This window comes from Xanthomonas graminis pv. graminis, assembly GCF_030168915.1.
GTDB classification, from domain to species: Bacteria; Pseudomonadota; Gammaproteobacteria; order Xanthomonadales; family Xanthomonadaceae; genus Xanthomonas_A; species Xanthomonas_A translucens.
In genome coordinates, this window is sequence record NZ_CP076255.1 from 2328118 (window position 1) to 2341086 (window position 12969).

General features: G+C 70.6%; 16 protein-coding genes. 2 read left to right on the forward strand and 14 right to left on the reverse strand.

What is annotated here, in order from left to right:
* Positions 1–283: 283 nt before the first annotated feature.
* The 14 genes from KHF85_RS10160 to KHF85_RS10225 form a co-directional block, all read right to left on the reverse strand.
* Positions 284–940, reverse strand: coding sequence for a tetratricopeptide repeat protein (locus KHF85_RS10160; RefSeq protein ID WP_284566597.1), 657 nt, complete (start codon positions 938–940; stop codon positions 284–286).
* The gene (locus KHF85_RS10165; RefSeq protein WP_284566598.1) at positions 934–1416 is read right to left on the reverse strand and encodes a cytochrome c-type biogenesis protein; all 483 of its coding nucleotides are present in this window, start codon (positions 1414–1416) and stop codon (positions 934–936) included. Before KHF85_RS10165 ends, KHF85_RS10160 begins: the two co-directional genes overlap by 7 nt.
* A complete protein-coding gene (locus tag KHF85_RS10170; protein WP_284566599.1) occupies positions 1413–1955 on the reverse strand; it encodes a DsbE family thiol:disulfide interchange protein in 543 nt (180 codons plus the stop codon). Before KHF85_RS10170 ends, KHF85_RS10165 begins: the two co-directional genes overlap by 4 nt.
* The gene (locus tag KHF85_RS10175) at positions 1952–3937 is read right to left on the reverse strand and encodes a heme lyase CcmF/NrfE family subunit (RefSeq protein ID WP_284566600.1); all 1986 of its coding nucleotides are present in this window, start codon (positions 3935–3937) and stop codon (positions 1952–1954) included. Before KHF85_RS10175 ends, KHF85_RS10170 begins: the two co-directional genes overlap by 4 nt.
* Before the next feature lie 58 nt (positions 3938–3995).
* Positions 3996–4472 (reverse strand): cytochrome c maturation protein CcmE, encoded by a 477-nt coding sequence (ccmE, locus tag KHF85_RS10180; RefSeq protein WP_039009985.1) that lies wholly within the window; start codon positions 4470–4472, stop codon positions 3996–3998.
* Positions 4456–4671, reverse strand: a complete 216-nt coding sequence (gene ccmD / locus KHF85_RS10185; RefSeq protein ID WP_284566601.1) for a heme exporter protein CcmD — start codon at positions 4669–4671, stop codon at positions 4456–4458. Before ccmD ends, ccmE begins: the two co-directional genes overlap by 17 nt.
* Positions 4668–5471: a heme ABC transporter permease gene (locus tag KHF85_RS10190; protein ID WP_284566602.1), complete on the reverse strand. Its 804-nt coding sequence runs from the start codon at positions 5469–5471 to the stop codon at positions 4668–4670. Before KHF85_RS10190 ends, ccmD begins: the two co-directional genes overlap by 4 nt.
* An 11-nt stretch (positions 5472–5482) precedes the next feature.
* Positions 5483–6814 (reverse strand): S8 family serine peptidase, encoded by a 1332-nt coding sequence (locus KHF85_RS10195; protein WP_284566603.1) that lies wholly within the window; start codon positions 6812–6814, stop codon positions 5483–5485.
* Positions 6811–7449, reverse strand: coding sequence for an anti-sigma factor (locus KHF85_RS10200; protein WP_284566604.1), 639 nt, complete (start codon positions 7447–7449; stop codon positions 6811–6813). Before KHF85_RS10200 ends, KHF85_RS10195 begins: the two co-directional genes overlap by 4 nt.
* Complete coding sequence (locus tag KHF85_RS10205; protein WP_284566605.1) at positions 7446–8030, reverse strand: RNA polymerase sigma factor; 585 nt, start codon at positions 8028–8030, stop codon at positions 7446–7448. The genes KHF85_RS10200 and KHF85_RS10205 overlap by 4 nt, the downstream gene beginning before the upstream one ends.
* 64 nt (positions 8031–8094) lie before the next feature.
* Positions 8095–8796, reverse strand: coding sequence for a TorF family putative porin (locus KHF85_RS10210; RefSeq protein ID WP_284566606.1), 702 nt, complete (start codon positions 8794–8796; stop codon positions 8095–8097).
* Positions 8797–9171: 375 nt separating this feature from the next.
* A complete protein-coding gene (locus KHF85_RS10215; protein ID WP_409976608.1) occupies positions 9172–9570 on the reverse strand; it encodes a c-type cytochrome in 399 nt (132 codons plus the stop codon).
* A gap of 28 nt (positions 9571–9598) precedes the next feature.
* The gene (locus KHF85_RS10220; protein ID WP_284566607.1) at positions 9599–10960 is read right to left on the reverse strand and encodes a cytochrome C; all 1362 of its coding nucleotides are present in this window, start codon (positions 10958–10960) and stop codon (positions 9599–9601) included.
* 61 nt (positions 10961–11021) lie between these two features.
* Positions 11022–11531 carry a cytochrome b gene (locus tag KHF85_RS10225; RefSeq protein ID WP_284566608.1) on the reverse strand — a complete coding sequence of 170 codons (510 nt, stop codon included), beginning with the start codon at positions 11529–11531 and terminating at the stop codon, positions 11022–11024.
* A gap of 349 nt (positions 11532–11880) precedes the next feature.
* Here KHF85_RS10225 and KHF85_RS10230 point away from each other — a divergent pair, with 349 nt between their 5' ends.
* Both KHF85_RS10230 and KHF85_RS10235 read left to right on the forward strand, forming a co-directional pair.
* Positions 11881–12297: a sugar 3,4-ketoisomerase gene (locus KHF85_RS10230; protein WP_009601737.1), complete on the forward strand. Its 417-nt coding sequence runs from the start codon at positions 11881–11883 to the stop codon at positions 12295–12297.
* Positions 12298–12301: 4 nt separating this feature from the next.
* The gene (locus tag KHF85_RS10235; protein ID WP_284566609.1) at positions 12302–12967 is read left to right on the forward strand and encodes an acetyltransferase; all 666 of its coding nucleotides are present in this window, start codon (positions 12302–12304) and stop codon (positions 12965–12967) included.
* Positions 12968–12969: the final 2 nt, after the last annotated feature.

Genomic DNA, 12969 nt, shown 5'->3' on the forward strand with positions numbered 1-12969 from the left:
TTGAACGACGAAAGACAGCGCGGGTGGCATCCATCCTGCGTTACGGCGCCTGCAGCAGGATGGTCTTGTCTTCGCTTCCGATCCTGGCGGCGGCCGCAAGGCGCGGACCCGCAGCCTAACCGAGATTGGCCGGAAAGCGTCGAACGCGTGGACATGCGATCCGCTGGCGGGCAGCAGCGTCGGGGCGGATTCCTTTCGCCTCAGGGCAAGAATCCGGCTGCTCCGCATCGTTCGCCGAGTTGGATGCCGAGAGCGGTCGACAGGTCGCGCAAGCAGTCGCGTTTCAGTGTGACGCAGCGGGCGCCGCATCAGGCGCCGCGGCCATCGCTTCGGCGGCGGCGATCTTCTGCGCGACCGCTTCGCGTAGCGGGGAAGTTTCGGGCAGCAGGTTGCGCAGATGCCGCCAGTGCGCTGCGGCGTCGGCGTAATGCTGCCGCTGGAATTCGCCGATGCCGAGCATCCACAGGGCGCGCTGGTTGTCCGCTTGCTGCGCGAGCACGCGCTCGAGCATACCGCGCGCGGTCGCGCCGACGGCGAAGTCGGGTTGCTGCGCCATGTCCGCCTCGACCCAGCCGAGCAGCGCCTCGCCGTTGTCCGGATCGATCCGCAGCGCCTGCGCGTAGGCGTCGCGCGCCTGGGCAGGACGTTGCGCCTGCGCAGCGGCCAGCGCCTTGTCCATCCATTGCTGCAGTGCCGCTGGCGCCGGGTCTGGCGCAGGCGCCGGCGTGGCCTGCACGGGAACGCCGGCGAGCGCGGCCGGGTCGCCGACCAGCAGGTACAGGCCGGCGCTCGCCAGCGGCAGCGTCGTCGCCAGCAGCACCGCGGCGGTCAGCCGCACCCTGCGTGCGCCCGGCTGCCGGCGCAGCAGCGGCCACAGCAAGGTGCCCAATGCGACGGCCACCATCAGCGTGGCGGCGATGCAGAAGCCGGCGCTCACCATTGTTCTTCCGGCTCCTGTTGCGCAGGGACTTGCGCTGCGGCGGCCCGGCGCCGCAGCGTGGCCACGACCAGGGCTGCGCCACCGAGCAGGAACAGCAGCGGTCCGAACCACAGCAGCCAGGTGCCGGGCGCCAGCGGCGGATCGTAGAGCACGAACTGCGAATAGCGATCGACCATGTACTGCTTGATCTGCGCGTCGCTGCGGCCGGCCTGCAATTGCGCGAACACCTGGTGGCGCAGGTCGCGCGCCAGGGCGGCGTTGGAGTCGGCCAGGTTCTCGTTCTGGCACACCAGGCAGCGCAACTGCGCGGTCAGGTGCTGGAAGCGCAGCTCCTGTTGCCGGTCGCGGAACGGCAGCGGATCCACTGCCTGCGCCGCCGCCGGCAGCATGGGCGCGAACAGCAGCAAGCCCAGCAGCCATGGCCACGGCCTGGTCCACCGCCGGCCACGCCGCATCCGCGCACACGGTCCGCTCATCGCCGCGCTCCGTCCAGCGCGGCGATCGCCGGGCGCAATTCGCCGGCGATCACTGCGGGGGTCAGCACGCCGACGTGCTTGTAGCGGATCACGCCCTGGGCATCGATCAGGAAGGTTTCCGGGGCGCCGTAGACGCCGAAGTCGAGCGCGTGCTGTCCGTCCGGATCGACCACCACCAGCGCATACGGATTGCCGCGCTGTGCGAGCCAGGCGCGCGTGTCGCGCGGGTCGTCCTTGTAGGCGTAGCCGATCAGCGCCACGCCCAGGTCGTGGGCGTGCGCCAGCAGCAGCGGATGCTCCTCGCCGCAGGCCAGGCACCAGCTGCCGAACACGTTGAGCAGGTAGGGGCGGCCGCGCAATTCGGCACTACCGGCGTGTTGCGCGGGATCGTCCAGGCGCGGCAGCGAGAACGCCGGCGCCGGCTTGCCGATCAGCGGCGAGGGCACCTCGCGCGGATCGTGAGTACGGCTCCAGTAAATGCCGAAGCCGAACAGCGCGGCCAGGAGCAGGAAGCCGAGCAGGGGCAGTAGCCGGCTCATGGCGCTGCCGCCGCTGCGCGCGTGGCGACGGCTGCGCCAGGTTCGGCGCCGTGTGCGCCCGTGTGCGGCGCGCGCAAGCGCCGGGCGCAGGCGCTGACGAAGCCGCCGAGCATCATCAGCAGGCCGCCCAGCCAGATCCAGCGGATGAAGGGTTTGTAGTACAGGCGCAGGGTCCAGGCGTTCTCGATGTGCTGGTCGTCCATCGGCTCGCCCAGCGCGACGTACAGATCGCGGGTGACGCCGGCATCGATCGCCGCCTCGGTCTGGATCCGCTCGCTGGAATACAGGCGCTTCTGCGGATGCAGCACCGCCACCGCCGCACCGTCGCGGCTCACCGTCAGCGTGCCTTGCTCGGCCTTCCAGTTGGGTCCGTCGATCATGCGCACGCCGTCGAAGCGGAACGCGTAGCCGCCGATCTGCTCGCTTTGCCCGGGCGCCAGGCGCACGTCGCGCTCGATCGACAGGCTGTCCGACAGCAGCACGCCGGCCACGAATACCGCCACCCCGGCATGCGCCAGCAGCATGCCGGCCAGCTCGGCGGGGAAGCGGCGCCCGCGCGGCGCTTCGCGCAGGCGTTTGTACGCGTACAAGGCGGTGCCGACGCCGATCCAGGTGGCGGCGGCGACGCCGGCCACTGCGCGGGCCGAGCCGTCGCTCAGCACGCATGCGACCAGCGCGCAGGCCAGTGCGGCCAGCACGGCGCGCACGGCCACCGCCTGCAGCGCGCCCGCTTCGGTCCGGCCCCAGCGCAGGTACGGGCCGAACGGCAGCAGCAGCACCACCGGCAGCATCAGCAGCGGGAACAGCAGGCCGAAATAGGGCGGGCCGACCGAGACCTTGCCCAGCTTCAGCGCATCGCCCAGCAGCGGGAACAGGGTGCCCAGCAGCACCATCGCCGCGGCCACGGTCAGCATCAGGTTGCCGACCAGGATCGCGGTTTCCCGCGACAGCGCGGCGAACGGCTTGCCGGCGGCCAGCCGCGGCGCGCGCAGCGCGTACAGCAGCAGCGCACCGCCGACCGCCACGATCAGGAAGCCGAGGATGTACAGGCCGCGGCGCGGGTCGGCGGCGAAGGCGTGCACCGAGGTCAGCACGCCCGAGCGCACCAGGAAGGTACCCAGCAGCGACAGCGAGAAGGCCAGGATCGACAGCAGCAGGGTCCAGGCGCCCAGCGCGCCGCGTTTTTCGGTGACCGCCTGGGTGTGGATCAGCGCCGCGCCGACCAGCCACGGCATGAAGCTGGCGTTCTCCACCGGATCCCAGAACCACCAGCCGCCCCAGCCCAGTTCGGCATAGGCCCACCAGCTGCCGGCGACGATGCCGGCGGTGAGGAAACCCCAGGCGACATTGGTCCACGGCCGCGCCCAGCGCACCCAGGCCTGCTGTTGTTCGCCGCCGAGCAGGGCGGCGATGGCGAAGGCGAAGGCCACCGAGAAGCCGACGTAGCCGGTGTAGAGCACCGGCGGGTGGAACACCATGCCCGGGTCCTGCAGCACCGGGTTGAGTTCGTTGCCGTCCAGCGGCATCGGCGACAGCCGCGCGAACGGGTTGGAGGTGAACAGCACGAAGGCCAGGAAGCCGGCGGCGATCAGGCCGAGCACGCCGAGCACGCGCGCGGCGAACGCCTCCGGCAGGTGCCGGCTGCTGCGCGCCAGCAGCACCGTCCACAGATTGAGGATGGCGATCCACAGCAGCAGCGAGCCTTCGTGCGCGCCCCACACCGCGGCCAGCCGGTAGTACCAGGGCTGCGCCAGGTTGGCGTTGGCGGCCACGTAGCGCACCGAGAAATCCAGGCGCAGCAGCGCATACGCGAGCAGGGCGAAGGCCAGCCAGGCGAACAGCGCCTGCGCATAGGCGGCCGGCCGCGCCACCGCCATCAACGCACGATCGCCGCGCCAGGCGCCGAGCAGCGGCAGCACGCCCTGCGCCAGCGCCAGCAGCAAGGCCAGGATCAGCGCGAGCTGGGCCAGTTCGGCGGTCATTGCGGCAGGGCGGCCGAGTGCGGCCAGCGCAGCGCGGCGCGGCAGGGCGGCATCCGCTTCATGGTGTGGCGGACCGGGCGGCCGGCGCAGCCACCGCCGCCGCGGTGCGGCCCGCATGGGCCTGCGCCATCGCGTCCTTCAGTTCCTGCGGCATGTAGGTCTCGTCGTGCTTGGCCAGCACCTCGGTGGCGACGAAACCGGCGCCATGCAGCGAACCGGTGGCGATCACCGCCTGGTTGTCGCGGAACAGGTCGGGCAGGATCCCGGTGTAGGCGACCGCGGTGGCGCCGGACTTGTCGATCACGGTGAACTCCACCCGCAGCGAATCGGCGCTGCGCCGGATCGAGCCGGCCTTGACCATGCCGCCGAGCCGGAACACGCGGTAGCCGTCGGCCTGGCCGGCCTGCACCTGGCTCGGCGTGAACAGGTAGCTGATGTTGTGCTGCAGGGCCAGCACGAACAGGCCGGTGGCGAGCGCGGCCGCGCCCAGCACCAGCAGCACCAGCAGCAGGCGGCGCTTACGGGTGGGATTCATCGGCGCTACCGTGCAATCGGGAAGCGGCGCCGCGCTGGCGCCGCGCCTGTTCGCGCAGCAATTGCGCGCGCGTCTCGGCGAGCAGGCGCCGCTGCCGCCAGCGCGGCAGCAGCGTGTCCAGCAGCAACACCAGCAGGAACAGCGCGTAGGCGCTCCACACGTAACCGGCGTAGCCGCCCATGGCCCAGAACCCGCTCATGCCGCGCGCTCTGCCGGCATGGCCGGCGCCGCCGGTGCCGCTGCCGGCGCGGGTGCGGCCAGCGCCAGCGCACGCGCCCAGCCCTTGCCGCGCTCCAGCGCCAGCAGGTCGGTGCGCATGCGCCCGAGCAGGCTGGCCAGGTAGTAGCACTTGCTCGCCAGCACCGCGGTCAGCAGCGGCCACAGCATCGCCAGCGGCATCTTCGACGGCCCCAGCACGCGCACCGTGGAGCCCTGGTGCAAAGTGTTCCACCAGACCACGGAGAAGTGCACGATCGGCAGGTTGATCAGCCCGACCAGCGCCAGCAGTGCGGCGGCGCGCGCGCCCTGGCGCGGGTCCTCGATCGCGCGGTACAGGCCGATCACGCCCAGGTAAAGGAACAGCAGCACCAGTTCGGAGGTCAGCCGCGCGTCCCAGGTCCACCAGGTGCCCCACATCGGCTTGCCCCACAGCGAGCCGGTGCACAGGGTGATGAAGGTGAACGCGGCGCCGATCGACGCGGAGGCCATGCACGCCACTTCCGCCAGTTTCAGCCGCCAGACCAGGGCGACGAAGCCGGCCGCGCCCATCGCGCCGTAGACGAACAGGCTCATCCAGGCGCTGGGCACGTGGATGAAGATGATCCGGTAGGCGTCGTGCTGCTGGTAGTCCGGCGGCGCCAGCACCAGCCCGCCGTAGAAGGCGACTGCGCCGAGCAGCAGTGCCGCGCCCAGCGCCCACGGCCGGATCGCGCCGGCGACGCGGTAAAAGGTCGGCGGCGAGGACAGCCGGTGCAGCCATTGCGGAATCCATTTGGCCATGGCCGCGATGCTCAGCGTGCCGCGGCGGCGGCGCGGGGCAGGGCCTGCACCGCGGCGGCGGCATCGACCTGCAGCAGGCCGTCGCGTTGCCGGCTGGTCCGCTGCAGCAGTTCATGCACGCTGCGCGCATCCAGCTGCGGCGCCAGCGCCAGCAGCAGCGCGACTACGCCGCTGACGTGCGCGGTGGCCATCGACGAGCCGGAGGTGAAGTCGTAGCCGCCGTTGGGCTGGGTGGTCAGGATGTCCTCGCCCGGTGCGCTGAGCACGCCCGGCGGCGATGCGGTGGCGCTGCTGCTGCGCACCACGATCACCCCCGGGGTGGCATCGGGAAAGCCGTCCAGGCGGCCGCCCGGCGGCATCGCCGCGACCACGATGCGGCCTTGCCGCAGCAACTGCTCGAGCAGCTTGCGCAGCAGCGGATCGGCCGGGCCGCCCAGGCTCAGATTGATGATGCGCGTGCGCGTGTCGCCGATCGCGACCAGCGCCTTGGCCAGGGTGAAGGAGTTGCAGCCGGCACCGGCGCCGGCGCGCTGCGGATACCAGCAGGCCTTGTACACGTCGAGCATGGCCTTGGGCGCCATGCCGACGATGCCCAGATGGTTGTTGCTGCCGGCGGCGATGATCCCGGCCACTTCGGTGCCGTGGTGATCGCGATTGAACGCGGTGGGGTCGGCGCCGACCAGGTCGCGCACCTCGCGCAGCCGGCCCTGCAGGTCCGGGTGGGCGGTGTCCACGCCGGTATCGACGATGGCCACGCCCACGCCCTGGCCCTGGCTCAGCAGCTGCGCGCTGGCGGCGTTGGTCGCGGCGAAGCCGCGTTGCATGTCCACGTAGGGATCGTTGTAGCGCAGCGCTTGCGCGGGCTGGGCCGGCGGCGCGGCGTCGGCGTAGGTGGCGAACTCCTGCAGCGGCTGCGACAGGGTGACGCGTTCGTCCTTGGCCAGTTCGGCGAGCAGCGCGTCGCGCTCCACGCCCGGCGCCGGCTCCAGTACCACGCAGTACACGCCGAGCGGCTTGATCGGCCAGCCGGTCACCTGGCGCAGACCGTAGTGCTGGGTCAGCGCGTCCAGCGTTTCCGCCGCCTGGGTGCCGGCGCCGTAATACTTGGACGAGGCATAGCCGATCAGGTTGGAGCCGGCGTGCCGGCCCGGCGCGGCCATCGGGTTGGCGACCGCGAGCACGATCTGGCGCTGGCTGTCCAAGGCCGGCGAGGCGTCCAGGGTCGGGGTTTTCGCTGGTGCCGCTGCGGCAGCGGCGGGCGCGTCGGTGGCGTTGCGCCCGCCATGGGCGCAGGCGCCGAGGGCGAGGCAGGCGACAAGCAGGCAGGCGCGACGCAGGTTCATGGTGCGGCAATCGGCTCCGCCAGGCGGATGCCCGGCGTCGCACGCAGCTGTTGCACGCTGCGCTGCGGCTGTGCCGGCGCCCCGGCCTGGACCGGCACCACGGTGTAGGCGCCGGCGCCATTGGGGCCGGCGACCACGCGCAACTGCAGCTTGTGCAGCACCGCGTCCCAGTCGCCCAGGGTCATGCGCGTGTCCGGCACCACGCGGATCGCGTCCGCCGCCAGCGGCTGCGCGGTCTCGCTGAGGGTGCGGTAGCTGCTGCCCTGGTCGCTGGCGGACAGCCTGACCCCGAGCACGCCCAGCCCCACCGCCTGCACCAGCGCCGCGGCGACCAGGGCGCGCGTGGTCCAGCTGGCGCGCACCCGCGCCGGCAGGCGCTGCGGCTCGGGCGCGTCGAGGCGGCCGAGCAGGCGCTGCAGCCCGGCCTCGGCATCCACCGGCACGTCGCTGGGCAGCGACATCGCCATGCGCAGCCGGCTCTGCTGCGCGAACTCGGCGCTGCAGGAGGCGCACTTGGCCAGGTGCGCGATCAGCCACTCATGTTCTTCTTCCGTGGCGCTGGCCTGCAGCACCCACGGCATCAGTTCCCAGGCGTGCGAGCATTCGTTGCCCGGCTCGTTGCAGCCTGTCTTCATGACACGCTCTCCGTCAGAGGGGAAGTGCCGCCGGCCAATCCCGGCAGCACGTTGCGCAGCTTGACCCGCGCATGGAACAGCCGCGCCTTGATGGTGCCCACCGGACACTGCATGATCGCCGCGACTTCTTCGAGTTTGTGGCCCAGGCCGTAGACCAGTTCGACCACCAGGCGCTGGTCGGCCGACAGCCGCTCCAGGCCCTTGCCCAGCCAGTCGCGCAGCTCGCGGTCCTCGTCCGGGTCGGTCGCGGCGAAGTGGTCTTCGGCGTTCACTCCGTCCTCGATCGCATCGTCGCTGTGGTGGCGGATCGCCTTGAGCCCGCAGCGGTAGGCGATGCCCATGATCCAGGTCGAGACCTGCGAGTCGCCGCGGAAATCGCCGGCTTTCTGCCAGGCGATCCAGAAGCAGTCGTTGATCGCCTCTTCGATGATGTCCGGGCGCCGGGTCAGCCGCGACAGGAACCGGCACAGGCGCCCGTGGTAGTTGCGGTACAGGGTCGCCAGCGCGTCGCGGTCGCCGCCGGCCATGCGCCGCAGCAGCATGCGGTCGGTGGCATCGCCTAGTGGATCGGTGTCGGTCATGGAGGGCAGGCTTGGCAACGGGCACCGGTATGTGCCGGGTCGGCACGGAAAGGTTGCGTGCGGATCAGAACGCGCGCGACAGCGTCGCCACCCACGGCCAGATGCCGTTGCGGCGCTTGGTGTAGATGCTGTGCGCGTCGCTGAAGATGCGGTCGATCTCCACGCTCCAGGCGCCGGCATTCCACATCAGCCCGGCGTGGCCGTAGCTGTAGTGATTCGCATAATCCAGCCCGTACAGGGCCGCCGGGGCCTGGCTGATGCCGATCCCGGCCGACAGCGAGAGGTGCGCCGGCAGCGGCTGGTGGACGGTGAGGTCGGCGGCGCCGAACCAGCGGCCGGGGTAGCTGTCGGGCAGCGTGAACGCGGCCGCCGAGACGCTCAGCCGGTCACGGTACGATCCGCCGATGCTTACCTCGTTACGGTTCAGCATGCGGTTGATGCGGTTGCCGGGATAGCTGTAGCGCACCACTCCGGCCTGCATCTGCCAGCTGTCGGACAGGGTCCAGCTGCGCGACAGTTCGAGCGTGGTCAGCAGTTGGTGGCCGGGCGCGTTCAGCGCCGAACTGGCGGAGGCGCTCAGCGACCAGCCCGGCGCAGGCAACCAGTAGCCGGCGAGCTGCAGCGACGGGGTATCGGAGGTCACGGCGATGCCGCGATCGACCAGTTGGGAACTGATCCCGACCGCGCCGCCGACCTTGGCGGCCAGCGCCGTGCCCGGCACGCACATTGCCGCCGCCAGCACCAGCGCGCCGAGCAGCGCAGACATGCCCCCGGACGGCGCACGCGCGGACAGCGTGCGCGCGGCAGCTGGCGCAAGACTAGCCGCGACCATCCCGATCAGCCGGCGCACGCAGGACGCCGACGACCGCCGCCGCCGCGCGCAGCGGGTGCAGGCATGGCGCACGCAGACAGGGAGCCGGGCGGCGGAAGGACGGTTGTACACGGTCGCTCGATGGTCGCGGGTCCAATCGCGGGGAACGCTAGGGGCCGGGCGGCGGCAATGCCGGAGCGCTCGCTCCCCGGGGCGGGTCGGCATTATCGGCATTGCCGCCCGGCTGCGACGCGCCGGGCGCCGGCTTGTGGACGCCCGGTTCAGTTTCGAAGATGGCGCGACCGGGGGCCGCCTTCACTACCGCGCAGGTCAATGCAGGGAATGCAGATAGGCGATCAGCTCCTCCAGCTGCTTGCTGTCGTCGAGCCCGTCGTATTTCATGTTGGCGCCGGGAATGCCCTTGGACGCCGGCTGCGACAGGTAGCTGCGCAGCTTGTCGTCGCTCCAGGTCCACTGGGTCTTCTTCATCGCGTCCGAGTAGCGGTAGTCCGGCACGCTGCCGGCGCTGCGCCCGACCACGCCGAACAAGGTCGGACCTTTCTTGTTCTTGCCCGGCGCCGCGCTATGGCATTCGGCGCATTCGGTGGCGAACACGCCGGCACCGGGCAGGCCGCCGCCGGCATGCGCGGCGGGCGCGAGCGAGACGCCCAGCGGCAGCAGGCTGGCCATCAAGGTGCACCACAGGGGAAAAGCGTTGGCTGGTTTCATGACGATCCGTACTGGGGGAAAGGTGTGCTCAGAACGCGAGGCTCAGCGCCAGCGAGAACTGGTTCAGGTCGTGCGGGCGGGTCACCGGCAGGGCGCCGAACACGTTGCCGGTGCTGCCGTTGAACTTGCTGAAACGGAACCAGCTGGCGGACAGGCGCAGGTTGGCGATCGAGGTGAAGGAATCGTCCTTGCCGAACGGCGCCCAGGAGGCGCTGATCAGGTTGCTGGTGGTGTCCGGCGCGCCGTACGGGCGGTAGCGGAACGCGTCGTCCGAGCCGGTATTGATGAAGTGCGCCAGCAGCAGGCCGTAGCTCTGCCTGTAGGTGTAGTTGAGGTTGATCGACTGGTCGCGGATGCTGCCGCGGCGCAGCCCGGCCACGCTCGGGTCGGCCGGGTCGATCAGCGCGCTGCCGTAGCGGCGGCGTTCGTAGATGTTGAGATAGCCGAGCTTGAGGATGTGCTCGCGGGTGCCCAGGAACTGGTAGTTCAGGTCGTAGCCCAGGTCGGTGAAGTCGTCGCGCGGCCCGCTGCTGCGCGGCAGCTGGCGCTGGGTGGTCAGGGCGACCACGCCGGCGGAGAAGAACTGCTTCTTCAGGTCCTTCATGTAGCTCAGGCGCAGGTAGCCGGTGTCGCTGAGCTTGCCCGGATCGCCGCCGACCGCGTAGCCGAGATCGTCCTGGGTGGAAACCGGCAACGCGTTGTAGGTGCCGATCTCGCCGTACCAGTTGCGGTCGTATACGCCATAGACGCTGGTGCCGATCACCCGGTTGGACAGCGAGGACTGGTTGAGCAGGGTGGTGGAGCTGGCGTAGGCCGAGGCCGGACCCAGGCCGGAGGCGTTGGGCAGCATGCCGATCGGATCCTGGCTGCCGGGATTGTTGTTGACGCTGACGCCGAGCAGCGCGTCCTTGCCGCCGAGCTTGAAGGTCTTGGCGACGAAGCGCAGGTCCACGTTGTCCAGCCTGGTGGTGAACTTGTCCTTGCCGTTGTTGCTGCTGGAGACCTTGATATAGCCGCCGACGTTGTCGCTGACCCGCCCGGCCAGGTACAGGTCGGCCTCGCTGAGCTGGTTGTTGGTCTTGCCGCGCACCGGCACGCTGCGGGTGCCGGTGAGCTGCGCCGAGGCCGGGATCTTGGTCCCGTTGCCGTCGCTGTCGGTGTAGCCGTTGAGCTTGAAGCGCATGCCGTACGGGGTCAGCGCCGGGCCGTAGGCGCCGATGTGGCAGTCCGCGCAGGAGGAGCCGGTCTGCCGCGCGAACGCCGGCACCGCCGCGGCGCGCGGGCTGACCAGCAGCAACAGCGAGCCCAGCGTGGACCACAGCAGGGCCTGCTCGGCGCCACGCCGCCTGGCGGCGCGGAAGAAGGAAGGAGAAGACGGGATGGTCTGCATGCGGGTGGTCCTTGAGCGGGTCGGCGCGGCGGTGGACGAGGGAAAGGGCGTAAGACGCGGCTCAGCCGCGGCGGAGGCGCAGCATTCGCCGCAACGTGTCGTCGCGGCGCACGAAGTGGTGCCACAGCGCGGCACCGATATGCAGCAGGATCAGCCCGAGCAGCGCCCAGGCGGCATCCACGTGCCAGGCGCCGAGCGTGTCGGCCAGATCCGGATCGGGGGCGACCAGCTCCGGCAGGGTGATGGCGAACAGATGCACCGGCTTGCCCATGGACTGGCTCAGCGCCCAGCCCAGCACCGGCAGGGTCAGCAGCAGCGCGTACATGACCACATGGGTGAGCCCGGCGAGCGCACGCAGCAGCGGCGAGGCGGCATCGGCATCGTGGCGTTTGCCCAGGCGCAGGCGCAGCGCCACGCGCAGGAAGAACAGGCCGAGCACGAACAGGCCGAAATGCCGGTGTCCCTCCAGCAACCATTGGCGTACGGCGCGGCCCTCGACCTCTTCGCGCAGCAGGATCAGGCTCGCCGCCAGCACCAGGCACAGCACGGTGAGCCAGTGCAGGAGCACCATTGGCCGCGGCAAGCCTGCGCTTGCGAATGGGCGCGGCGACTGCGCTGGCGCTGTGGAGAGCGGGGTGCCGTCGTCGGCCTGCGTGGGTGAAGTCATGGTGGAGTGCCCTGTCCAGGTCGTGTCGATGGAATGCGCTTTGCCGTGCGTGGCGTCGCGCTGCGCCACCCGCGGGCAGCGCAGCGGCTGGCGCAGTGGTGGTCGCAGATGGGTGCCGGGCGCTTGGCAAAAGGTTGCGTCGGCGTGGCGGTGGCCTTCGCATCGGTGTTGCATGTGGCATGGCGCAACCTTTGCGCCGGCCGGCGGCACTCAGCCTGGTACCTCCGCGTCGGAGTCCGTGTCGGACACACTCATGGCAATCGAACGAATCCAGTTGCGCACGCACGGCGACGAGCGCGGCCTGCTGGTGGCCCTGGAACAGCAACGCGACGTGCCCTTCGACATCCGCCGCGTGTACTACCTGTTCGCCACCAAGAACGGCGTGCACCGCGGGCAGCACGCGCACCGCCATCTCAACCAGTTGGCGGTGGCCCTGCATGGCTCGGTGTCGTTCCTGCTCGACGACGGCAGCGGACCGGTGCAGGTAGTGCTGGACGATCCCTGCCAGGGCCTGCTGCTGGGCAGCATGGTGTGGCGCGACCTGTACGACTTCAGCGGCGACTGCGTGCTGATGGTGCTGGCCGACCAGGCCTACGATCCGGCCGACTACATCCTCGACTACGACGAATTCCTGCGCGAAGCGGGCGGCGTCAGCAGGCAGGAGGCGTAGGCGCATGGCACGGCCACTGGTGATCATCGGCGCGGGCGAACTGGCACAGATCGCCTGCGAGTACTTCAGCCACGACAGCGACTACGAAGTGCTGGCCTTCAGCGCCGAGCGCGCCTACCTCGCCGCGCCGACGCTGGCCGAGCGCCCGGTGGTGGCGTACGAAGACCTGGAGCGGCTGTACCCGCCGGGCGAGGTCGAGGCGTTCGTGGCGATTCCGGCCAGCGGCCTCAACCGCCTGCGCACGCGGTTCTTCCTCGACGCCAAGCGCCGCGGCTATCGCCTGGCCAGCTACGTCAGTTCGCGCGCCTTCGTCTGGCGCAATGCGCAGCTGGGCGAGAACTGTTTCGTGTTCGAAGGCAATGTGGTGCAGCCGTTCACCCGCATCGGCGACAACTGCATCCTGTGGAGCGGCAACCACATCGGCCACCGCACGGTGATCCACGACCACGTGTTCGTGGCCTCGCATGCGGTGATTTCCGGCTATTGCGAGATCGGCCAGAGCAGCTTCATCGGGGTCAATGCCACCTTCAGCGACGGGGTCAAGGTCGCCAAGGACAACGTGATCGGCGCCGGTGCGCTGGTCACCCGCGACACCGAGCCGGGCCGGGTCTACGTCGGTTCCCCGGCGCGCGCGGTGGCCGGCAAGTCCAGCTTCGACGTGACGCTCTGACG

Coding starts and splice junctions, on each gene's coding strand:
- KHF85_RS10205 (WP_284566605.1), bottom strand. CDS start 8,030: ATGACCGACACCGATCCACTAGGCGATGCCACCGACCGCATGCTGCTG.
- KHF85_RS10230 (WP_009601737.1), top strand. CDS start 11,881: ATGGCAATCGAACGAATCCAGTTGCGCACGCACGGCGACGAGCGCGGC.
- KHF85_RS10170 (WP_284566599.1), bottom strand. CDS start 1,955: ATGAGCCGGCTACTGCCCCTGCTCGGCTTCCTGCTCCTGGCCGCGCTG.
- KHF85_RS10195 (WP_284566603.1), bottom strand. CDS start 6,814: ATGAACCTGCGTCGCGCCTGCCTGCTTGTCGCCTGCCTCGCCCTCGGC.
- KHF85_RS10215 (WP_409976608.1), bottom strand. CDS start 9,570: ATGAAACCAGCCAACGCTTTTCCCCTGTGGTGCACCTTGATGGCCAGC.
- ccmE (WP_039009985.1), bottom strand. CDS start 4,472: ATGAATCCCACCCGTAAGCGCCGCCTGCTGCTGGTGCTGCTGGTGCTG.
- KHF85_RS10235 (WP_284566609.1), top strand. CDS start 12,302: ATGGCACGGCCACTGGTGATCATCGGCGCGGGCGAACTGGCACAGATC.
- ccmD (WP_284566601.1), bottom strand. CDS start 4,671: ATGAGCGGGTTCTGGGCCATGGGCGGCTACGCCGGTTACGTGTGGAGC.
- KHF85_RS10210 (WP_284566606.1), bottom strand. CDS start 8,796: ATGTCTGCGCTGCTCGGCGCGCTGGTGCTGGCGGCGGCAATGTGCGTG.
- KHF85_RS10175 (WP_284566600.1), bottom strand. CDS start 3,937: ATGACCGCCGAACTGGCCCAGCTCGCGCTGATCCTGGCCTTGCTGCTG.
- KHF85_RS10225 (WP_284566608.1), bottom strand. CDS start 11,531: ATGGTGCTCCTGCACTGGCTCACCGTGCTGTGCCTGGTGCTGGCGGCG.
- KHF85_RS10160 (WP_284566597.1), bottom strand. CDS start 940: ATGGTGAGCGCCGGCTTCTGCATCGCCGCCACGCTGATGGTGGCCGTC.
- KHF85_RS10200 (WP_284566604.1), bottom strand. CDS start 7,449: ATGAAGACAGGCTGCAACGAGCCGGGCAACGAATGCTCGCACGCCTGG.
- KHF85_RS10165 (WP_284566598.1), bottom strand. CDS start 1,416: ATGAGCGGACCGTGTGCGCGGATGCGGCGTGGCCGGCGGTGGACCAGG.
- KHF85_RS10220 (WP_284566607.1), bottom strand. CDS start 10,960: ATGCAGACCATCCCGTCTTCTCCTTCCTTCTTCCGCGCCGCCAGGCGG.
- KHF85_RS10190 (WP_284566602.1), bottom strand. CDS start 5,471: ATGGCCAAATGGATTCCGCAATGGCTGCACCGGCTGTCCTCGCCGCCG.